Source organism: Streptomyces sp. NPDC056479, assembly GCF_042795335.1.
GTDB lineage: Bacteria > Actinomycetota > Actinomycetes > Streptomycetales > Streptomycetaceae > Streptomyces.
This window is the reverse complement of record NZ_JBHTRZ010000001.1, coordinates 539,271-560,010: the sequence shown is the minus strand read 5'-3', so window position 1 is coordinate 560,010 and position 20,740 is coordinate 539,271. Positions and strand designations below refer to the sequence as shown.

The window sequence follows — 20,740 nt, the reverse complement described above, 5'->3', positions numbered from 1 at the left end:
CGTCAGGTGCGCGGGGCAAGGAGGTCCGTCATGCCGATGCGCTCGTAGAACTCGGTGCGGACCCCGTCGGCGACCTCACTGACCCGCTCGGAGCCGTCGTCGGCCGGGTCGATGGTGGTGCGGAAGGGACGCTCGCCCTTGGTGGTGTCGACGATACGGACGATGGCACGGGCGACTTCCCGGACGTCGGCATCGGCCGGTGCCAGGGCGGCCAGCGCCTTGCCGACGTCGTCCATCAGACCCGCGTAGAAGAGGTCGTATGCCTCCGCGGTGACCGTGTCCGCCGGGTGCATCGCGTGGGCGAAGTGGTTGGTGCCCGAGGTGTAGGAACCCGGGACCACGATGGCCGTGTCGATGCCGAAGCGGCTCAGCTCGACCGAGTAGCTCTTGGCCAGGTGGTCCATCGCGGCCTTCGCGCCGAAATAGGGGCCGAGGTAGGGCGGGGTGCCGCCGTAGGTGCTGGAGGAGCCCACCCACAGCAGCAGACCGTCGCGGCGGTCCCGCATCCCCGGCAGTACGGCCCGGTTGACGCGCTGGGTGGACAGCACGTTGGTGTCGTAGATCTCGGCGATCTGCTCGGGCGTGAACGACTCGGTCGGTCCGAGCACCATGTGCCCGGCGTTGTGGACGACGACGTCGATCCGCCCCGCCTCGGCCACGATCTGCGCGACCCCGGCGTCCACGGACTCCTGGGCGGAGACGTCGAGTTCGACGGTGCGCAGCGCCACGTCGTGCTCGTCGGCGTAGGACCGGGCGTCGGCTACGGCCGGGGCGTTGCGGCCGGTGGTCTGCCGTATGCCGGCGTAGACGGCGTGTCCGGCGTCGGCGAGGGCACGGGCGGTCAGGGCACCGAAACCGCTGGAGGCACCGGTGACGAGGACGACGTAGGGCATGGCGAAGCTCCTTGTGGACGGTCGGGCGGTGGTCCGGCGGTCGGTCAGGCGAAGGTGATCACGCTGCGGCCGTGGGCGGATCCGTCGGCCATGGCGTCGAGGGCGCCCTGCGCCTGCTCCAGGGCGATCGGCGTGACCTCGGGCAGGATCCCGTGGGCCGCGGAGAAGGCGAGGGTGTCGCGCAGGTCGTGGGGCGAGCCGGAGGGGGAGGCGACCACGTGCAGGCGGTTGAGGATCATGGGCGGGGTGGGCAGCGTGAGCGGCTCGCTGCCGTAGCCGAGGAGCAGGAGGGTGCCGTCGGGGGCGAGACCGCCCAGGGTGGCGGCGGCCGCGGCGGAGGACGGGGCGGCGTTCAGCACCAGGTCCGCGCCGCCGTCCCACCCCTTGAGGGCGTCGGCCGGGTCGGACTCGTCGGTGGCGACGAACAGTTCGGCGCCCAGGGCCTTGGCCTGGTCCTCGCCGCGCCGGGAGCGGCCCACCACGGCGAGGCGGGCGCCCATGGCGACGGCGTAGCGCGCGGCAAGGACGCCCACGCCGCCCAGGCCCACGACGGCGACCCGGGAACCGGCCCGCACGCCGCCCTGCCGCAGACCGTTGAAGGCGGTGAGGCCCGCGCACATCAGCGGCGCCGCGGCCACGGGGTCGAGGCCATCCGGCAGCGGGGTGACGAAGCCGGCCTTGAACAGGGCGTACTCGGCATAGCCGCCGTCGGCGACGACGCCGGTGATCCGCTTGCGGGGACACAGGATCTGGTCGCCGCGCACGCAGTAGTCGCAGTGCCCGCAGGAGTCGTACAGGAACTGGGCGCCCACCACCGTACCGACCTCCGGGAAGGTCACACCCTCACCGACGGCGGTCACCACACCGGTGATCTCGTGGCCGGGGACGACGGGGTAGCGGGCGAAGGGGTAGTGGCCGCGCAGCAGGTTCAGGTCCGAGAAGCAGACTCCGCAGGCGGTGACCTTGACGAGGACCTCACCGGCGGCGGGCTGGGGAACATCGAGACTGTCGAGCGCGAGCGGGAGGTTCGGTCCGGTGGCGACAGCAGCACGCATCGCGGGCTCCAAGGGGGGTCGGGGAAGGACTCCGGTGAGTTCCTGGCCCTTCCGAGTCTCCGAGCCCGCTGAGACGCCGTCCAATGCCGGTTGCGGTCCGATTGATGCCCGGACGGCATCGACGCAGGTCTACGTCGTGCCACGCGCCCGCGCGGCGGCCTGCACCGTCTCGACGAAGCCGGTCACCAGGTGCGAGGGGCGCGCGCCGTTCCAGGCCAGGGACACCTGTCCCGGCGGTACGTCGGCGACCGGCACGTAGGCGATGTCGGACCGGGGGAACGCGGCCGCTACGGAGCTCGGCACGAAGGCGATGCCGCGCCCGCCCCGGACATAGCCGAGGAGTTCCTCCATGTCGTGGAAGGCGGGACCGTGGCCGGGCCGGGTGCCGTCCGGGCGCGGATCGGCGTTCCAGACGGCCGACCAGGCCTCGGGCGCCTCCGCGTACTCCAGGACGGGTTCGTCGGTGAGGACGCCGAGGGCGACCTTGGCGTCGTGTGCCCTGGGATGATCGACGGGCAGGACGGCGGCGATGTGCTCGGGGTAGAGGGGCAGGAGGTCCACCCCTTCGGCCTCCAGCGGCGGCCTCACGAACCCGACGTCGACGCTGCCGTCCAGCAGGGCGCGCGCCTGGCTCCACCAGCGCAGGCGGACCAGTTCGATGGAGACTCGGGGGAACCGCGCGGAGAACGCGTTCAGCGCGAGGCCGACGTCCGTGCCGAGCATGAACCCGACGACGAGTGCGTTGTCCCCGGCGCTGATCCGACGGGCCCGCTCCTGGGCGGTCTCCGCTGCGGCCAGCAGTGACTTGGCATCGCGCAGGAACTGTTCGCCCGCCGGGGTGAGCGCGACCTCGCGCGTGCTGCGGGTGAACAGCTCGACCCGCAGCTCGTGCTCCAGCTGCCGCACCTGCCGGGACAACGCCGGCTGGGTGACATGCAGCGCGATGGCCGCCTGCCCGAAGTGCCGGCGCTCGGCCACGGCGACGAAGTAACGCAGCTTGCGCAGATCCAGATCGACCGGACGCTCGGGCATGACCGCTCCCGCCTTTCCGCCGACCGGCTCGGCCTTGCCGTGCCGCCGTCGGCGGAATTCACGCTATACGACCGGCCGTACGGGACCCGGAAGAAGATCACCCGCCGTCCCGTACCGCCCTCGCTGTCAGCCCGTCGCGTCCACCAGCGCAAGCTCGTGCAGTCGCTCCGGTGGGCCCGGGCGGGCGTAGTACCAGCCCTGGGCGGTGTCGCAGCCCAGTATCCGCAGCTGCTCGGCCTGTGCGCCGGTCTCCACGCCCTCCACCGTCACCGAGAGGTTCAGGCCGTGGGCCAGGGAGACGATCCCCTCGACGATCTTGAGGTCGACGGGGTCGGCAGGGAACCGCTGCATGCTCTGGGTGAAGGAGCGGTCCAGCTTGAGGATGCTCACCGGCAGCCGGCGCAGATTCGCGAGGTTGGAGTAGCCGGTGCCGAAGTCGTCCAGGGCGATGTCGACACCCATCTCGGCGAGCCGGCGCAGGGGCTTGAGCAGGGCGTCGTCGGCGCCGATCAGGGCCGACTCGGTGACCTCCAGGCAGAGGGCGTCGGGTGCCATGCCCGCGCGCTCCAGGATGTCCACCGTGTCCTGCACCAGCCCGGGGTGGGTGAGCTGGCACGGCGAGAGGTTGACGTTGATGCGGAAGGGCCCGGCGTCGTCGTGGGCTTCTCGCCAGGCGCGGGCCTGACACACCGACTGCTCCAGCACCCAGCGGCCGAGCGGCACGATGAGCCCGGTGTGCTCGGCCAGCGGAATGAACCGGTCCGGGCCGAGCACGCCGTGTTGCGGATGCAACCAGCGCACCAGGGCCTCCGCACCGCGCACGCTGCCGTCGCCGAGATGGACCAGCGGCTGGTACTCGATGAAGAACTCGCCCCGGTCCAGCGCCGTCGGCAGCGCCGTGGTCAGGCCGTGCCGGGTGATGGCGCGGGCGTCGGCCTCCGGGTCGGCCAGCTCGAAACGGTTGCCGCCCGCCGACTTGGCCCGGTACATGGTGATGTCCGCGCTGCGCAGCACCTCCGCCGGCCCGCGTTCCCCGGCCGGGCCCTCGACGATGCCGATGCTGCCGCGCACGGTCAGTTCCCGGCCGTCGACGCTGATCGGGGCGATCAGCGCGTTCATGATCCGGGCGGCGAGCTCGTCGACCTCGCGCTCGGTGTCGGGGCCGGTGGTCAGCGCCACGAACTCGTCGCCGCCGAGCCGCGCGACCATCTCGCCCGGCGCGGTGGTGCAGGACTGCAGACGGTCGGCGACCTCGACGAGCAGCCGGTCGCCGGCCGCGTGGCCGAGGCTGTCGTTGACGGTCTTGAAGCCGTCCAGGTCGAGGTAGCACAGCCCGAACCGCTGCCCTTCGCCGGCGCCCAGTGCCTTCTCCAGGCGCTCGAAGAAGAAGGTGCGGTTCGGCAGTCCGGTGAGCGCGTCGTGCGTGGCCTCGTAGCGCAGCCTCAGGTTGAGCAGCCGCCGCTCGGTGGTGTCCTCCATCAGGGCCAGCTGGTACTGCGGTTGGCCGTCGGCGTCGCGCAGCAGGGAGACCGTGAGGTTGGTCCACAGGACCGTTCCGTCGGGGCGGTAGAAGGCCTTTTCGACGTGGTAGTGCTCGCGCTCGCCGCGGACGAGTTCGTCGTAGAGCGTCCAGGTCTGCGGCGCGTCCTCGGGGTGGGTCCACTCCTTGACGTTGCGGCTGCGGACGGCCTGTTCGGAGACGCCGAACATGCGGAGGAGGGCGCCGTTGACCTGCAGTATGTGGCCCTCCAGGTCGGCGATCCCGATTCCTATCGCCGCGCCCTCGAACACCGCGCGGAAGCGGGCCTCGGTGGCGTGCAGCGCCTGCGCCACCACGCCCTGTGCCTTGAGGGCGGCCGCGGAGATCGACTCCTGCTCGGCCAGCGTCCGCTCGCGCAGCGCCTGGGCGAACCCGGCGGCCATGGCGTGCTGGAGCCGCGACGAGCGGGCCCGCAGGTCCTCCTGGTCGCCATCGGCGCCGCAGTAGAGCACCAGGTAGGCGTCGACGCAGTCCAGCGAACGGCTGAGCGCCTCGGGGTCGGTGCAGTGCGCGGCGACGAGCGCGGTGCCCACCGCCCTGCCCTGCTCCGCGTCGAACGTCCTGGCCCTGAGCGCCTCGCTCAACCGCCGGGCCAGCGGCATCAGTTGGTCTTCGAGCTCCGGCCGGGTCGACGACGTCGAGGTCACCGGGAAGACCGCCCGGCTCCAGATCGTCGCGAACCGGCGCAGTCTGTCCTCCGGCCCGTCCGGCCCCGCCTTCACGCCGTACGTCCCACGCCGGCGAACCCGGAGAAGGCCCACGGATCCTCGTCCTCCGGTGCGGTGTCGGACCGCCAGTGCGGCATCGGCACCAGTCCGGGTTCCACCATGTCGTACCCCTTGAAGAACCGCGCGATCTCGTCGCGCGAGCGCATGATCAGCGGGTTGCGAATGTCCTTGTAAACGTCGACCGTGCCCTTGGCCCGCTCCTCGGGCAGCGGGATTCCCTCGTACGAGGCATGCGTGAGCACCAGCAGGCTGCCGGGCGCGAGCGCGTCGCGCAGCTGGGCCACCGCCTCGTAGGGTTCGTCCTCGTCCTCCACGAAGTGCAGTATGGCAACGAGGAGCAGCGCCACTGGCCGGTTCAGGTCGATCAGGCGCTCGACCTCGGAACTGGTCAGGATCTCCTGGGGCTTGCGCAGGTCCGCGGCGACGACGTCCGTGGTGTCGTGGCCCGCCAGGACCGCCTGGCTGTGCGCGACGGCGACCGGGTCGTGGTCGACGTACACCACGTGTGCGCCGGGACTTGCCGCCTGGGCCACCTCGTGGACGTTGCCGAACGTCGGGATGCCGGAGCCGATGTCCAGGAACTGGGTGATGCCCTGGTCGACGGCGAAGCGCACCGCCCTGCGCATGAACGCCCGGTTGGCCTGCATGATCTTGGGGAGTCCCGGCATGAAGTCCATCGCCTTGCGGGCCGCTTCCCGGTCGACCTCGAAGTTGTGCGAACCGCCCAGGTAGTAGTCGTAGATCCGCGAGACGCTGGGCACCGAGATGTCGATGCTCCGTGGGGCCCAGGCGGGACGCTCCATCTATCTCTCCAAGGCGTAGGCGATCCGGTGTTCGAGCTGAGGCTACTGATCGCCCGCCAAAGGAGCGAGCGGAAACGGAAATTGACCATCCGTTCCCGGTCACTGCCAGTGGCACGTGCCGAATTGACGCCCCTCGTACCCTCTACGAAAAGTATCCGAAGCATTCCACAGAGACCCGAACCATGGTGAAAGAGGGCGATGAACCGCGCTGAACGCACGCAAACCGGTCCGCCCCCTGCGCATGAAGCTTCAGGGGGCGGACCGGTGAGTCGGCGCGCCGTCCGTTCGTCCGGCACTCTCGCTGTCGTCATCCCTCCCTTCCGTGTCCTGCTCGGCTGGGTGAGGCGATCAACCCTGGGGAGGTGTGATCTCTACTGCTCCGACGCGCCGACCGGCTTGCCGTCGGGACGGATGGCGAACCAAGTGCCGCCGACGCCCTGACCGTTGGTGTCGCCGGGCTTCTTGTCACCGGCGAAGGTGTAGATCGGCACACAGTCGATGGTCTGCTGCTTGATCCCGTCGGGCCGGTCGAAGACCACGTAGCCCTGACCCCGGGGACCGGACCCCTTCAGATCGATGCCCTCGGTGTCCTCGGCGTCGACCGGCTCGATGACCGGCCACTTCTCCAGGCACTCGCCGGTGCACGCCGTCTTCATCGGCCAGGGCGAGTCCTTCATGAAGCGGTAGACCGTGTGGCCGTTCTTGTCGATGACGATCTCGCCGAGCTTGGCGTCCTGGCGCGTGGACAGACCCGGCAGATCGGCCGCCTCGGCCCCGCCCTCGCCCTGCGCCTTCTTGCCCGTGGGGGCGAGTGCGTACCAAGTGCCGCCCACACCCTGGCCGTTGACGTCACCGGCCTTGGTGTCCTTCGCGTACCGGTACGCCGGCCAGCCGTCGATCGTCAGCTGCTTGGTGCCGTCGGTGCGGGTGACCGAGCCGAGCTTGTTCTTGTCGATGCCCACACCGGCCGTAGCGTCGTCCGCGGGGACCGGCGGCCACTTCGTGGCGCAGTCGCCGTCACAGTTCGACTTGGGCGGCTCGGCGACGTCCTTGTCGAAGCGGTAGAGGGTCATTCCGTCGCTGTCGGTCAGCAACTCGCCGAGTTCCGCGTTGGTGGCCACGGTCAGTTCACCGGCCGACGCGGCCTGGGTGGCGGCGCTCTCCTGGCCCGCCGCACCCGCGTCGTAACCGGATCCGAGGCCGGTGCCGCTGCCGTAGCCGCCGGTCGCGGCTGTGGCACCCACGTTCTGGCTGCTCGCCGGCGGGGCGGTCTCCGAGCCGCATGCCGTCGTCAGCGCCGCCACCGCCACGGCGCTCACCACGAGCGAGGCGCTCCGCCACGAGGTCTTCATCGTCAACTCCCCATACTCACAAGGGTGTTGCAGCGCCCTGCTGCGCCGCCGCACGACAAGAGGTACGCACGGGAGGCACTGGCGTGTTCAATCGCGGCACAAATTTCTTTCCGGAACCTGTGACGGCACCCGCGTCACGGCTGTGAACGACCGCACCACCGCGCCGACTCCGCCCGCATCCCTTCGCACGCGCGTGCACCCCTGCGGTTACGGCCGCACCCCCTGATCAAACCTATCGAGGGTCATCCGTCGCCCGTTCGGGGCATTCCACCCGTTCTCCGGCACGCCGGGGCGCGCGGTGGCCGCAAGATCTTCGTCGTGCATGCACTCGAACCGACCCAATCCACCCTCACCGCAAGGGTGTTGACGGTGGTCACCCTGACCTGGCTCCTGGTGTCGGCACCGTCCGGGGCGGCCGTGGCCACGTCCTGCGCGTACGTCGGCACCGGGCCGGACGGAGCACCGGCGGTCGCGGTCGCCGACACCGGCCCCGGCGGCGCACAGGCGGTCGCGGTGACCGGCCCCTTCACCTGGCCGACTCCCCCGCAGTGCCCGACGCCGACTCCTACGCCCACCCCGACGCCGACGCCCACACCCACGCCCTCGCCGCCGCCGAAGACGACACCGAAGCCCACACCGCCACCGCCCACACCCACGCCCACCCCGAAACCGGAGCCGCCGCCTCCCCCGCCGCCACCGCCGCCACCGGCGAAGCCGGCACCCCAGCCCGCGCCGCCGCGCCCGCGGCCGACCCCCTCGCCGACGCCCACACCGACGCCGTCCGCCAAGCCCACCCCGAGTCCGTCCGCGACCCCGGTGCACTACCCGCCGTACCACGCCACCCCGCACAAGCGGGCCGCGCACGACGGCGCCCAGTCACCCCTCACCTTCGTCCTGCTCATCGCGGTGCCCGCCATCGCCGCCGTCGCCGCACTGCGTCCGCGCTGACCCTGGAGGCCCCTCTTGCCGGAATGGCTTGTTCTCACCCTCGCGATGCTGGCCGCCTGCGCCGTGGTGGTCGTCATCACCCTCGTACGGCACCGCACAGCCCCTGATGACGAGGATCCCAGCGAGACCCCGGACGTCATCGAGTACATGACGATGTGGATCGGGGTGGTGTACGCCATCGTGCTGGGCCTTGCCATCGCGGGCGTGTGGGAGGCGCGCAGCGCCGCTCAGGACCACGTCCAGGCGGAGGCCGTGGCGCTGCACGAGGTCTCGGAGCGGGTCCGGGTCTATCCGGCCGATGTCCGCGACCGCATTCGGGGCGATGTCAACGCCTATGTCGGACACGTCGTCACCAAGGAGTGGAAGTACATGACGGAGCACGGCGACGTCACCGACCGCGGCACCGAGCTCCTCCAGCGCGTCCGCGAGGACGTCACCGACTACGAACCCAGGTCGGACTTCGAGGCGCAGGCATACCAGCCGCTCCTCGACCAGGTGACCGCGGCGGACCAGGCCCGCAACGCACGCGCGAACTCGACCGGCGACACCATGCCGGGCGTGGTGTGGTTCGGACTCCTCGCCGGTGGTGTCGTCACCATCGGGATGGTGTTCGCCCTCCAGATCCGGCGCACGGCCCGCGAGCTGATCCTCGCCGGGCTGTTCTCGGCGCTGATCGCCTTCCTGCTCTTCCTCATCTGGGACTTCGACGATCCCTACAGTCGCGGTGTGACGGCGTCGGCGGAGCCCTTCCTCGCGCTCTTCCCGGGCAGCGGGGACTGACAGGCCCTCATTCGGGGCGGCGGCGACCGTTGGTGACGGCACCAGACACGCCGCCGCCCCCTGAGCGGCCCAAGGGGTTTCCCCCATTCGTACGACACCGATCGCGCGGATGTACGCACCTTCCTAGCGTTTCGGTCACCGAGGGGCATTTCTGGCGCAAGCGGAAAGGGTCCGCGACTGCACCTCGGGGACCGGAGGACACACCATGCACGCGATACGCGTCGCCTCTGCCGCACTGCTGGGCGTGAGCGCCCTCGCCATGACCGCCCCCGCCGCCCTGGCGCAGGACGACGACTCCGGCTTCTGGGCCGGCGTCCGGCCCACCACCGTCGAGCGCGGCGGGCAGGTCAGGCTGCGCGCGACGGGCTGCGAGCAGAGCGTGACCGTGTCCTCGGGGGTCTTCGACACGGTGACCATCCACCGGGGGCGGACGACGGCCTGGGCCACGGTCGACCGGGACGCCAGGCCGGGTGCCGTGTACGAGGTGTCGTTCTACTGCGGCACCTTCTGGCAGAGCGTCGACCTCACCATCGCCGGCGGCCGGCCGGACCGTCCCGATCACCCGCAGCGCGGTGTGCAGGCGGGCGAGGGCGGCACCCTCGCCGGGCTGGACCTCAAGCAGATCGGACTGGGGGCCGCGCTCATCACGGCCGCGCTCGGGACGGCGTACCACCTCTCCCGGCGCAGCACCGACGAGGACGACGCCTGACGCCTGCCCTCAGTCGCGCTCCCCGCATCGGGCCTTCGCCCCGGATCCCCCCACCAGGGGGCCGGGGCAAAGGCCTGTGCAGGTGCGACCTGTCTCGCGTGCGACGGGCGGCGGTTCAGATCCGCTTCTCCGCTCGCCGCCGCATCCAGTACACCCCACCGCCGATGAGGGCCACGGCGATGAGCCCGCCCCCGATGGCCATGTCGGTCGGGGTCGCCCCCGTGGAGGTGCTGCCGCCCAGACCGCCGCGGACGCCACCGATGACGGTGAAGGCGTTCGGGAGCGTCAGGGGCCGGCTGGAGCCCGTGCAGTTGACCGTGATGCTGTGCGCACCCGGCCTCGCGTTCCTGTCGATCGTGGCGGTGCCCTTGGCCGTGTTGCCGCCGACCGGCGTCAGTGTCGTGGGCCGGAACGCGTCCGAGGTCGCGGTGCCGCCGCGTGGGCAGCCGTCGACGGTGATGGTCAGCTGCCCGCCGCGTGCGACGACGCTGGGCAGAGCGACGATGTTGCTCGGGCCGACGGGCATGCCGTCGCGCGCCGCGGCCACCGGGGCGGCCAGACCGAGGGCGGCGACCGCGGTGACGGTGGCCGCCAGGGTTCGTGTGGTGCGCATGGGATCCTCCGCGGAAGACGCCCCGGGAACCGTCCCCGGTATCGATCGGCGAGAAAGCGCCTCCCAGAAAGACCCTCAGTTGCCATGCCCGGGGCCGCATTTCGGCGATGGTCCGTCCTGGTGAGAGGACACGCCGGAAGATCACCCCGCAATCGGAATTGCCGCAGGTCACGCACCGTCAGAATTTTCCGGCCGGTGGCAACTCGGATGGCGCACCGAAGGAGTTCGGGCCACCCGTTCGCCTCTGCCCCCGTCGCCGGTTTCGCGCACGCGACTTAGCGTTTTCGTATGCGCGAATGACGTGGCGACGGCCGCGTCGAGAGGGGAAGTCGAATGCCCGGTTTCGAACTGGCCGAAGAAGAGGAGGAGCGGCGGAGGAAGCGTGCTCCCTGGGGCGTGATAGCGCTGGTCCTGCTCACCGGTCTCGCGCTCGTCCGCAATGGCTCCGGCGAGTTCGACGTGGGTCCCCCGCAGCCCGCCTCGGCGGCCGCGGCGGACCACCGGCTGCCCGCCGGCGTCCTCACCCAGGCCGCGCGCCCGCTGCCGTTCGCCCTGCCGGACCGGGTCCGGATCCCCGCGATCCAGGTGGACGCGCCGGCGATCCCGGTCGGCCTGGACATGGACGGCTGGGTCGGCGCGCCGCCGGCGGAGGACCCCAATCTGGCGGGCTGGTTCACCGGATCCGTCTCGCCCGGCGAGAAGGGCACCGCGGTGGTCGTCGGCCATGTCGACAACTTGCAGGGGCCCGCCGTGTTCTACGGTCTCGGCTCCCTCATGAAGGGAAACCGCGTCGAGATCGTCCGCAAGGACGGAAGGACGGCCGTTTTCGAGGTCTACGGCATCGAGGTCTTCCAGAAGGAGAATTTCCCCGGCGACCGGGTCTACGCATCGAAGGGCACCGCCGAATTGCGGGTCATCACCTGCGGCGGCGGTTTCTCCCAGCAGACCGGTTATGACGGCAACGTCGTCGCTTTCGCCAGCCTGGTCGAGGTCCGCTGAGCGTTCCCCCGGCCGGGCGGCGAAAGCCGTCACGCGTAATGCCGTTCCGGGACGGTGAGGTGATACCCGGCATCCAGCAGCCGGGGCAGATAGGCCCGCAGCGCGTGGACGCTCTGGGAGCGGTCGCCCCCGGCGTCGTGCGAGAGCACCACGACGCCGGGGGCGGCGCCCTGGCCGACCCGTTCGATGATGGTGCCGGTGCCCGGGGTGGTCCAGTCGAGGGTGTCGACCGTCCAGGCCATCGGTTCCATGCCGAGTTCGGCGCCGAGTTGGAAGGCGGCGCGGTTCCAGGCGCCGTAGGGGGCACGGAACCACACGGGGCGCTCGCCGCAGCTCTCCTCGATGATGTCGCTGGTGCGTTCCATCTCCTCGCGGATCCGGCCGCGGCCGAGCTTGAGGAGCAGCGGGTGGGACCAGGTGTGGTTGCCGATGACATGGCCCTCTTCGGCCATTCTGGCCACGATGTCCTTGTTCTCGGCGACCATCTCGCCGCACACGAAGAACATCGCGCGGACGTCGTACTCGCGCAGGGTGTCCAGGATGTACGGGGTGTAGCGGGCGTCCGGTCCGTCGTCGAAGGTCAGCACCATGGTGCGGCCGCGTCCGGACACCCGCAGCAGCGGTGCACGCCGTACGAGGGTGCGGCGGGGCGCGGCTTCGGGCGGGCCGTATCCCGTCAGGGGCTGGAGGCGGTAGGCGGAAGGCTTCAGCAGCGGGCGCGCCTGCGGGCCGGCGACCGGCGTCGGGGTGGCGGCCCGCGTCGGGGTGGCGGCCGGCAGGACCCGCTCGCCGCCCGCGAACGTGGTGAACAGACCGGCGGTGCCGGCGGCCCCGACGGCGGCGGCACCGGCGAGCAGCGCGCGGCGCCGGGTGAGCAGACGCGGGGGCAGCTGATCGTTGGTCATGACTCATGAGTCGCCCGATGCGAGGTCGACGCACCAGTACGACACCGGAACGGACGCTCGAAATCACTCACCCGGCCGACGGGTCGGGGTCGCTGAGACCGGTCAGCGGCGGCGTACCAGGGGGAACGGCAGGGTCTCGCGGATCGTCAGGCCGGTGAGGAACATGACCACACGGTCCACGCCGATGCCGAGGCCTCCGGTGGGCGGCATGGCGTATTCGAGGGCGTCGAGGAAGTCCTCGTCGAGTTCCATGGCCTCGGGGTCTCCGCCGGCGGCCAGCAGGGACTGGGCGGTGAGGCGGCGGCGCTGTTCGACGGGGTCGGTGAGCTCGGAGTAGGCGGTGCCCAGTTCGGTGCCGAAGGCGACGAGGTCCCAGCGTTCGGCGAGCCGGGGGTCGGTGCGGTGCTGGCGGGTGAGCGGGGAGACGTCGGTGGGGAAGTCCTTGTAGAAGGTCGGCAGCTGGGTCTTCTCCTCGACCAGCCGCTCGTACATCTCCAGGACGACGTCGCCATGGGCGTCGTCGGCGATGTACGGCACGCCGACACGGTCGCAGTGCCGGTGCAGCCGGAGCAGTTCGGTGCCGGGGTCGATCTCCTCCCCGAGCACCTCGGAGATCGCGCCGTACACCGTCTTGACCGGCCACTGCCCGGAGATGTCGTACTCCCTGCCGTCCTGGTGGGCGACCGGTGATCCGAAGGCGGCGGTCGCGCAGCCCTGGATCAGCTCGCGGACGAGGTCGAGCATCACGTCGTAGTCGGCGTACGCCTGGTAGGCCTCCAGGATCGTGAACTCGGGGTTGTGCTTGTAGTCGACGCCCTCGTTGCGGAAGGTGCGGCCCATCTCGAAGACCTTCTCCACGCCGCCGACGCACAGCCGCTTGAGATAGAGCTCGGGCGCGATGCGCAGATAGAGGTCGAGGTCGTAGGCGTTGATGTGGGTGGTGAAGGGCCGTGCGTTGGCGCCGCCGTGGATCTGCTGCAGCACCGGTGTCTCGACCTCGAGGTAGCCCCGTTGCAGCAGGCCCTGGCGCAGCGCCTGGACGGCGGTGGAGCGGGCGCGGACCACGTCGCGGGCGACGGGGCTGGACACCAGGTCGAGATAGCGCATGCGGACCTTGGCCTCGGGGTCGGCGAGGCCGCGGCGTTTGTCGGGCAGGGGGCGCAGGCACTTGCCGATGAGCTGCCAGGAGGTGACGAAGACGGTCGGCTCGCCCTTGTCGCTGGCGCCGGCCAGGCCGGTGGCGCTGATGAGGTCGCCGATGTCGGTGTCGGCGGTGAAGCGGTCGAGTGCGGCGCCGGAGTCCTTGCGGGTGAGCGCGAGTTGATGATCGCCCGACCAGTCGCGCAGCACGGCGAAGACGATGCCGCCGAAGTCGCGCAGCAGCATGATCCGGCCGGCGACGGTGACCTGCTCGCCCGTGCGGACGTCGGCGAGGGCGTGGGTGCGGACCGGGATGCCGACCGGGTAGGGGTCGACGCCGTCGGCGCGCAGCCGGTCGAGGGTACGGTGCCGGACGCGGACCTGCTCGGGCAGGCCCGCATCCGGCCCGGCCGCCCCGGCCTCGTCCCCTCCTTCGAGGCCGAGCGCCGCCAGCGAGGGCAGTCCTTCGGTGGTGGCGGGGCGCGGTCCGTTTCTTGAGTGCCCCTTTCTGCGGAGCTTGTGCAGGGACGGTACGGAGACGAAGCCCTCGGCGATGGCGGACGCCGTGCCGATCCGGGCGAGGGAGGCGGCCTCGCCGTAACAGATGAAGCGCGGGTACCACTGCGGGTCGTACTTGGCGTTGGAGCGGTAGAGGGCCTCCAGCTGCCACCACTTGGAGAAGAACAGCAGCAGCCGCCGCCACAGCCGCAGCACGGGTCCGGCGCCGATGCGGGCGCCCTCCTCGAAGACCGAGCGGAACACCGCGAAGTTCAGGGAGATCCGGCGGATGCCCAGCTTCGGTGCGACGGCGCACACTTCGGCGACCATGAACTCCATGACGCCGTTGGGGGCACCGCGGTCACGCCGCATCAGGTCGAGGGAGATGCCCTCCTTGCCCCAGGGCACGAAGGAGAGCAGGGCGAGCAGCTCACCGTCCTCGCCGAGCGCCTCCACGAGGAGGCAGTCGCCGTCGGCCGGGTCGCCGAGGCGGTCCAGGGCCATGGAGAAGCCGCGTTCGGTCTCGGTGTCGCGCCAGGCGTCGGCCTTGCGGATCACTTCCTCCATCTCCGCCTCGCTGAGGGTGGAGTGGCGGCGGATACGGCAGTGGGCACCGGTGCGGCGGACGCGGTGGACGGCCTGTCTGGTCACCCGCATGTCGCGGCCGTCGAGGTCGAAGTCCTGCGGCCGCAGGATCGCCTCGTCGCCGAGTTGCAGGGCACCGAGTCCGGCGCGGGCGTAGGCGGTCGCGCCGTCCTCGGAGGCGCCCATCGCGGCGGGCACCCAGGCGTAGCGGCGGGCCAGGTCCAGCCAGACGGCGATGGCGTGCGGCCAGGCCTCCCGGTCGCCGACCGGGTCCCCGCTGGCGAGGCAGACACCGGCCTCGACGCGGTAGGTGACGGCGGCCTTGCCGCTGGGCGAGAAGACGACGGCCTTGTCACGCCGGGTGGCGAAGTAGCCGAGGGAGTCCTGGGCGCCGTACGTCCTGAGGAGGGCGCGGATGCGGGCCTCCTCGTCGTCGTGCAGGGCGGCCTCCATGCGCTGCGAGCGGAACAGCGTCGCTGCGGCGTTCAGCAGGGCGAGCGCGCCGAACAGGCCGAGCAGGAAGTACAGGGGGCGCGGCGGCCGTCCGTCGTAGGTGGTGCCGGAGACGAGGCCGCCGCAGACCCGGTCGGCGGCCCATGCGAGCCGCTGGCTCTGCGGCAGGGTGCCGGGGAACAGCTCGACCAGCCCCCAGCCGGCCAGGATCCCGATGACCAGCCCGACGAACAGGACGCCGAGGGCTCTTCGTACGGCGGCTCTGCGGGAGGCGGCGTAGAACTCCCCGCGGGCGACGATCAGCAGGGCCAGAGCGAGAGCGCAGACGATGAGGGACGGAACGGAGTCGGAGTAGTCGCCGACGACCGTGCCGAGGATGTCGCTCAGGACGAGCAGGCCCAGATAGACGACGACCAGCCACCAGGCGATCTTCTTGCGGGCGGCCGTCGCGGCGGCGAGCAGGAAGAGGAAGACGGCGTAGGCGAGGTTGGCGCTGACGGGGACGATGATCTGGTCGAGGGCGCGCACGACGGGACGCAGCCCGTCACGCAGCGGCGGGATGAAGGCCAGCAGGACACAGAGCAGTCCGAGGGCGCCGAAGAAGGTCGCGAAACCCTCCGGCACCCTGCTGAGCGGACCCTTCCCGGGCGGCCGTGCCGGGCCCTTGGCGCGTCGGTCCGGGGCGGCCTCCACGGTGGCACTCATGTTCCGACTCTAGGAAGCCCGCGGCCTCCTCGCCCGTCGAGCGTCCCGGCCGACGGCGGGACCTCGGGCTTCCGATAGCCTCCTGCCGTGACGGAACAGCACTCGCACCGGTTCGAGCGGGGCACGGACGGCCCCAAGGTCATCGTGGTCGGGGTCGACGGCTCGGACTCCTCGATGCACGCGGCCGCCTACGCGGCCGGCCTCGCCCGGCGGCAGAACGCTCTGCTCGCCCTCGTGTACGTGCAGCCGGTGATGACGGCGGGCGCGGCGCTCGGGGCGCCGGTCGCGGACACGACCAGCGAGATCGCCGAGGATCTGATCGCCCAGATCCGGGACGCGACCGAGCGGCTCAAGGGGATATTCGACGTCCGCTGGGAGTTCCACACCTTCCAGGGCGACCCCTACAACGGTCTGGTGAAGGCGGCCGACGACCTGAAGGCGGACGCCGTGGTGGTGGGCGCCTCCGAGCAGGCCGGGCACCGGATCGTCGGCTCCGTCGCGATCCGGCTGGTCAAGGCCGGGCGGTGGCCGGTGACGGTGGTGCCGTAGTGGCGGATCTGTAGTGGCGTAGCTCCGTCGGGGCATACATCTGGGGCATGACTTCTCATGCCTTCGACGTGGACGCCTTCCTCCGACGGCCGCTGACCGCACGCATCGCGACCAACGGGCCGACGGTGCGCCCGGTCTGGTACCTCTGGGAGGACGGCGCCTTCTGGATCCTGACGAGGCCGTGGGCACGGCTCGTGCACCGGGTGCGGGAGGATCCCGCGGTGGCCCTCGTGGTCGACGAGTGCGATCCCGCGACCGGTCTCGTGCGCCAGGTGACCGCGCGGGGCCGAGCCGATCTGGTGCCGTTCGACGTCCCCCGTGGCCGGCGCAAGCTCACGCGCTATCTGGGTGCGGACGAGAGCCGGTGGGATCCGCGGTTCGTGCACTATCTGCACGACGATCCGGCGGAGCGCGGCACGGTGTGGCTGCGGCTGGAGCCGGCGTCGCTCGGCGTGCGGGACCTGAGTTACGTGACCGCACGCTGAGGCGACGGGGCGTCACAGGGTCTGCAGGAAGTCGAGCAGGACCTTGTTGAAGATCTCCGGCTTCTCCAGGTTCGGGTAGTGGGCGACGCCGTCCACGACTTCGGCACGGCCGTCGCGGACGGTGGTGGCGAGCCGCTCGGCCGCGGCGAGCATGTCGGCCGGCTCCAGGCCGCCGTTGAGGGTGAGCAGCGGGACGGTGATCTCCGCCGCGCGTGCGAAGGTGTCCGCCACGGGCACGAACCAGTCCTTCTCGCCGGGTGTGTGCTTCGACAGCGTGCCGCGGGCCATCTCCCGTATCAGGCGCAGGCTGTCCTGGTCGACGTCGGCGACGGTCCGCTCCGGTCCCGGCAGGAGCCGCTCGAAGGCATCGAGCCAGCCCTCGATGTCCGCGGCGGCCAGTGCGCGCGCCATCTCGGCCTGTAGCTCGCGGGTCCAGGCATCCGTGTACTGGAACTCCCCGGTCGCGGCACCGCAGGTGACGACGGCGCGCACGAGATCCGGGTACTCCAGCACCGTGTTGGTGGCGATCAGACCGCCCATGGACACGCCTACGAGGACGGCGGGGCCCGCGTCCAGGTGGTGCAGCAGGCCGGCCAGGTCGTCCGCCCAGCGGAAGGGCCTGCTCGCGTTGGCCGAGGAACCGTGGCCGCGCACGTCCGGGGCGATCACGCGGTGTCCGGCCGCCAGGGCCGGGATCTGGGCCCGCCAGACCCGGTGGTCGACGAACCCGGAGTGGAGGAGGACCACGAGGTCGCCGGAGCCGGTGTCGAGGTAGGCGAGGTCGCCGTCGGCGGAGGGGAAGAAGCGCAGTTCCGAAGCTTTCGTCGCTGTCGTCATGACAACCAAGGTGTCATCTTCGGAGTGGTTTGGCAACCTAGGTGTCATGATGAAGCGGTGGACGACTCCAGCACGCCCCTCTCCCCCGACGATCTCGGCGACCGGGTCAGCGAGGTGTTCGACCTGATCGGCGCGCTCTACCGGCGCGGCCTGCGCAAGCTCGAGCAGAGCGAGGAGGTCGAGGGGGTATCGGTCGGCGTGCGCTCCGTCCTGGTACTGCTGCACAGATACGGGCCCATGACGGTGCCTCAGATGGCCCGGCTCATGGCGCTGACCCGGCAGTTCGTGCAGCGCATGGTCAACGACGCGGTGGCCAGGGGCTGGGTCGAGGCCACCCCCAATCCCGCGCACCAGCGTTCCTCGCTGATCCGGATCACGGGGGAGGGGGAGGCCGTCATCACCGCGATCCTCGCGCGCGAGCACGCCCTGAACCGGCAGGTCGGCGGCGATCTGACCGACGCCGAGCTGCGGGCGTGCGCACGCGTGCTGAAGGAGATGCTGAAGACCTTCGACCACGTGGACGTGGACTGATCTACTCCCCCATCTCCAACCCGTCCTCCCCCGCACCCCGGCTCAGCACGACCTCCCGGATCCGGTCCCGCACGCCCCGCAGTTCGGCGCCCTGGGCGATGGACCGGTTGAGATTGAGCACCCGCCCGGCGTCGATGTCGAACAGCTGCGGGACGAACTCGGCCTTCGACACCTCCCAGCGGCCGTCGCCCCGGGTCGGCGGTTCGAAGGTGAAGCGGGCCAGGGTGGACTGGTTGGCGCGCGGGTCCTGCACGCCCTGCTGGTTGTACATAGCGCCGGCGACCTGGTCACCCATGCCGTAGACCACCCAGGTGCCGTTGACCTTCTCGTAGGCCTGCGGGACATGGGCATGGGTGCCGAGGATCAGGTCGATGTCGGGGCGTTCGCCGGAACGCGCGGCGGTGAGTTCGCGGGCCAGCGTCAGCTGCTCCTCGTCGGGCGCGTCCTGCCACTCGGTGCCCCAGTGCAGCGATACGACGACCACGTCGGCGCCCGCCTTCCGGGCGGCCCGTGCCTCCGCGACGATCTTCTCCCGGTCGATCAGGTTCACCGCCCAGGGCTGTCCCGGCGGGAGCGGGAAGCCGTTCACGCCGAAGGTGTACGCGAGATGCGCGACCTTGGCCTGGCCCGCGCGCAGCACCGTCACACTGCGCGCCTCGCCGTCGCTGCGGGCCGTGCCCGCGTGCCGCACCTTCACCCGGTCGAGGGCGTTGAGGGTCCGCAGGATGCCGGCGGCGCCGTCGTCGAGGCTGTGGTTGGAGGCGGTGGAGCAACCGTCGTAGCCGGTGGCGGCGAGGCCCTGGGCGACCTCCGGCGGGGATTTGAAGAGGGGGTAGCCGGTGTACTCGCCGTTCTCCCCGTAGACGGTCTCCATATGACACAGCGCCAGATCGGCACGGGAGACCACGGGTTCGATGCCCGCGAACATCGGGCGGAAGTCGTACCCCCTGCCGCCCGCGTCGAAGCGTGCGCGGTCCATGATCGGGGTGTGCGGGACGACGTCGCCGGAGGCGACGAGGGTGAAGCCGCGGGTGCCGGCGGAGGCGCCCGGGCCCCCCGAGGCCTCGCGGTTGTGGGCCTGGCAGGCGGCTCCTGCGGCGAGGACGGCCGTGACAGCGATGGCCACGAGCCGACTGCGTGCGATCATCAGCTCACCCCTTGCGGTCGTATATACGCATCAAATAGGTACGAAATACAGCCCTCCCGCAAACAATTCGACCGCTTCCGTTAGCCCGTCCGGACCGCCCCGGGTTGCGGAAGGAACCGTTCATCGAACCGTTCGTCGACGCGATCGACCGTCCGCCGCAGAGCCGTGCGTGCTCCCTGTCCCAGAACCGCCGCCTGCGATGCCATACGGCCATGACGGCCGGAACCACCCTCACGAACGGGACGACCGCCGAGCACGAGCTCGCCGCACTGCAGCGCGAGCACGGCCGGCCCCTCTTCGCGCTCCTGCTCCGGCTCTGTGACGGCGACCGGCAGCGCGCCGAGGACCTCGTGCAGGAGACGCTGGTGCGCGCCTGGCAGCATCCCGAGGCCCTGCGCGCCGACGACTTCGACTCCGTACGGCCCTGGCTGATGACCGTCGGGCGGCGGCTCGCCATCGACGCACGGCGGGCACGGCAGGCACGGCCGCCGGAGGTCGGGGACGCGATCCTGGAGAACGCGCGCGTCATCTCCGACCACGCCGAGCGGGCCGCCGAGATGCTCGATGTCCGCGAGGCTGTGAAGACTCTCACTCCGGAGCACCGTGAAGTCCTGGTGCTCGTGTACTTCCAAGGGGCGAGTGTTGCGGAGGCCGCGGAAACCCTTGGAATTCCGCCCGGTACGGTGAAGTCCCGCGCGTACTATGCGCTGCGCGCCCTGCGCCGGGTGCTTCCCGGATACGCGGCCGACCTGCGGTGAAACCGAAGGCTGAGTCAAACCTCCGTAAAGCGCCTTGCTGAACACCCCGGTTGAGTAATCGGCTGTCCTCATCCGTTTTCCGGATTGGGCAAGGGCCCAGGGCCCCGGGGTAGGGCGACGCACTCACCGGAGGAAGGCAGGAAGGGATGCTGCACAGAGGTCAGGAGAGCACGGACGGCACCGGTGGCGGTGAACTGACCGTCCCCATGGCTTGGTTGTACGCCGAGTACATCGCCGACGAGCTCCTGCGCACCGGCGACCTGATGCCGCCGACGTCCTTCGAGTTCCGCGCCGGGCGTGACGCCCTGGCGCTGACCATTTTCCTGTCCGACACCGACGGCGAGCTCTCCGGCATCCGGGTGGTGACCCAGCTGGAGACCTGGCTTTCGCTGACGGCTTACGACCAGCCGTGGCAGGACTGGGTGCGCCGGCGCATGGCGGCACTCGCGGCCGAGGCGGTGGAGTCCGGCGGGCCCGCGCCCGACCTGGAGCTGGCCGAGGCGGCCTGGCGCTGGCTCCAGGAGACCGAGCTGCTCGCGCCCGATCTGAACGCGGTACCGGGCGGTGGCGCCCTGGTGGGCGAGGACGAGGGACCGAAGGTGTGGACGCCTGCCTGGCAGCTCGGGCTGCCGCTCGGGCATCTCGCCATCCACCTTTTTTAAGTTCTTTTCTCCCCGGACCAATCCTCGGCACCG

Annotated in this window: 20 protein-coding genes; 9 read left to right on the top strand and 11 right to left on the bottom strand. The window is 71.0% G+C overall.

Features of this window, described 5'->3' with window-relative positions:
* Positions 1-2: 2 nt before the first annotated feature.
* The 6 genes from ACFQ6S_RS02465 to ACFQ6S_RS02440 all read right to left on the bottom strand — a co-directional run bounded on the left by ACFQ6S_RS02465 (position 3) and on the right by ACFQ6S_RS02440 (position 7,403).
* Positions 3-893, bottom strand: a complete 891-nt coding sequence (locus tag ACFQ6S_RS02465; protein ID WP_383402271.1) for an SDR family oxidoreductase — start codon at positions 891-893, stop codon at positions 3-5.
* A gap of 44 nt (positions 894-937) precedes the next feature.
* Positions 938-1,948, bottom strand: coding sequence for an alcohol dehydrogenase catalytic domain-containing protein (locus ACFQ6S_RS02460; RefSeq protein ID WP_383402268.1), 1,011 nt, complete (start codon positions 1,946-1,948; stop codon positions 938-940).
* A gap of 129 nt (positions 1,949-2,077) precedes the next feature.
* Positions 2,078-2,980, bottom strand: a complete 903-nt coding sequence (locus ACFQ6S_RS02455) for a LysR family transcriptional regulator (protein ID WP_383402266.1) — start codon at positions 2,978-2,980, stop codon at positions 2,078-2,080.
* 126 nt (positions 2,981-3,106) lie between these two features.
* Complete coding sequence (locus ACFQ6S_RS02450; RefSeq protein ID WP_383402263.1) at positions 3,107-5,242, bottom strand: putative bifunctional diguanylate cyclase/phosphodiesterase; 2,136 nt, start codon at positions 5,240-5,242, stop codon at positions 3,107-3,109.
* The gene (locus ACFQ6S_RS02445; RefSeq protein WP_383402260.1) at positions 5,239-6,051 is read right to left on the bottom strand and encodes an SAM-dependent methyltransferase; all 813 of its coding nucleotides are present in this window, start codon (positions 6,049-6,051) and stop codon (positions 5,239-5,241) included. The genes ACFQ6S_RS02450 and ACFQ6S_RS02445 overlap by 4 nt, the downstream gene beginning before the upstream one ends.
* A 371-nt stretch (positions 6,052-6,422) precedes the next feature.
* Complete coding sequence (locus tag ACFQ6S_RS02440; RefSeq protein ID WP_383402257.1) at positions 6,423-7,403, bottom strand: SCO0930 family lipoprotein; 981 nt, start codon at positions 7,401-7,403, stop codon at positions 6,423-6,425.
* A 318-nt stretch (positions 7,404-7,721) separates the two neighbouring features.
* On the opposite strand from ACFQ6S_RS02440, the gene ACFQ6S_RS02435 reads away from it, so the two are divergent.
* From ACFQ6S_RS02435 to ACFQ6S_RS02425, 3 genes are all read left to right on the top strand, one after another.
* A complete protein-coding gene (locus tag ACFQ6S_RS02435) occupies positions 7,722-8,351 on the top strand; it encodes a hypothetical protein (RefSeq protein WP_383402254.1) in 630 nt (209 codons plus the stop codon).
* 15 nt (positions 8,352-8,366) lie between these two features.
* The gene (locus ACFQ6S_RS02430; RefSeq protein WP_383402251.1) at positions 8,367-9,131 is read left to right on the top strand and encodes a hypothetical protein; all 765 of its coding nucleotides are present in this window, start codon (positions 8,367-8,369) and stop codon (positions 9,129-9,131) included.
* A 205-nt stretch (positions 9,132-9,336) separates the two neighbouring features.
* Positions 9,337-9,840, top strand: a complete 504-nt coding sequence (locus tag ACFQ6S_RS02425) for a hypothetical protein (protein ID WP_383402249.1) — start codon at positions 9,337-9,339, stop codon at positions 9,838-9,840.
* A 115-nt stretch (positions 9,841-9,955) separates the two neighbouring features.
* Here the strand turns inward: ACFQ6S_RS02425 and ACFQ6S_RS02420 are convergent, their stop codons facing one another.
* Complete coding sequence (locus ACFQ6S_RS02420; RefSeq protein WP_383402247.1) at positions 9,956-10,453, bottom strand: hypothetical protein; 498 nt, start codon at positions 10,451-10,453, stop codon at positions 9,956-9,958.
* A gap of 333 nt (positions 10,454-10,786) precedes the next feature.
* Between ACFQ6S_RS02420 and ACFQ6S_RS02415 the strand changes: the two genes are divergently transcribed.
* Complete coding sequence (locus ACFQ6S_RS02415) at positions 10,787-11,452, top strand: class F sortase (RefSeq protein WP_383402244.1); 666 nt, start codon at positions 10,787-10,789, stop codon at positions 11,450-11,452.
* A gap of 29 nt (positions 11,453-11,481) precedes the next feature.
* On the opposite strand, the gene ACFQ6S_RS02410 is transcribed toward ACFQ6S_RS02415, so the two are convergent.
* Entirely contained in the window at positions 11,482-12,357 is an 876-nt protein-coding gene (locus tag ACFQ6S_RS02410) for a polysaccharide deacetylase family protein (protein WP_383402241.1), read from the bottom strand.
* 102 nt (positions 12,358-12,459) lie between these two features.
* Positions 12,460-15,738, bottom strand: a complete 3,279-nt coding sequence (lysX, locus tag ACFQ6S_RS02405; RefSeq protein ID WP_383402238.1) for a bifunctional lysylphosphatidylglycerol synthetase/lysine--tRNA ligase LysX — start codon at positions 15,736-15,738, stop codon at positions 12,460-12,462.
* A gap of 87 nt (positions 15,739-15,825) precedes the next feature.
* Between lysX and ACFQ6S_RS02400 the strand changes: the two genes are divergently transcribed.
* Together ACFQ6S_RS02400 and ACFQ6S_RS02395 are read left to right on the top strand one after the other, a co-directional pair.
* Positions 15,826-16,287 (top strand): universal stress protein, encoded by a 462-nt coding sequence (locus ACFQ6S_RS02400; RefSeq protein ID WP_383402235.1) that lies wholly within the window; start codon positions 15,826-15,828, stop codon positions 16,285-16,287.
* A gap of 47 nt (positions 16,288-16,334) precedes the next feature.
* Entirely contained in the window at positions 16,335-16,772 is a 438-nt protein-coding gene (locus tag ACFQ6S_RS02395) for a pyridoxamine 5'-phosphate oxidase family protein (protein ID WP_383402232.1), read from the top strand.
* A 12-nt stretch (positions 16,773-16,784) separates the two neighbouring features.
* Here the strand turns inward: ACFQ6S_RS02395 and ACFQ6S_RS02390 are convergent, their stop codons facing one another.
* Entirely contained in the window at positions 16,785-17,609 is an 825-nt protein-coding gene (locus ACFQ6S_RS02390) for an alpha/beta fold hydrolase (RefSeq protein WP_383402229.1), read from the bottom strand.
* Between the two features lie 57 nt (positions 17,610-17,666).
* On the opposite strand from ACFQ6S_RS02390, the gene ACFQ6S_RS02385 reads away from it, so the two are divergent.
* Entirely contained in the window at positions 17,667-18,140 is a 474-nt protein-coding gene (locus tag ACFQ6S_RS02385) for a MarR family winged helix-turn-helix transcriptional regulator (RefSeq protein WP_383402227.1), read from the top strand.
* Between the two features lies 1 nt (position 18,141).
* On the opposite strand, the gene ACFQ6S_RS02380 is transcribed toward ACFQ6S_RS02385, so the two are convergent.
* Positions 18,142-19,287 (bottom strand): CapA family protein, encoded by a 1,146-nt coding sequence (locus ACFQ6S_RS02380; protein WP_383402224.1) that lies wholly within the window; start codon positions 19,285-19,287, stop codon positions 18,142-18,144.
* A 212-nt stretch (positions 19,288-19,499) separates the two neighbouring features.
* On the opposite strand from ACFQ6S_RS02380, the gene ACFQ6S_RS02375 reads away from it, so the two are divergent.
* Together ACFQ6S_RS02375 and ACFQ6S_RS02370 are read left to right on the top strand one after the other, a co-directional pair.
* Positions 19,500-20,045, top strand: coding sequence for a sigma-70 family RNA polymerase sigma factor (locus tag ACFQ6S_RS02375; RefSeq protein WP_383402222.1), 546 nt, complete (start codon positions 19,500-19,502; stop codon positions 20,043-20,045).
* A 146-nt stretch (positions 20,046-20,191) separates the two neighbouring features.
* Positions 20,192-20,707 (top strand): hypothetical protein, encoded by a 516-nt coding sequence (locus ACFQ6S_RS02370; protein WP_383402219.1) that lies wholly within the window; start codon positions 20,192-20,194, stop codon positions 20,705-20,707.
* Positions 20,708-20,740: the final 33 nt, after the last annotated feature.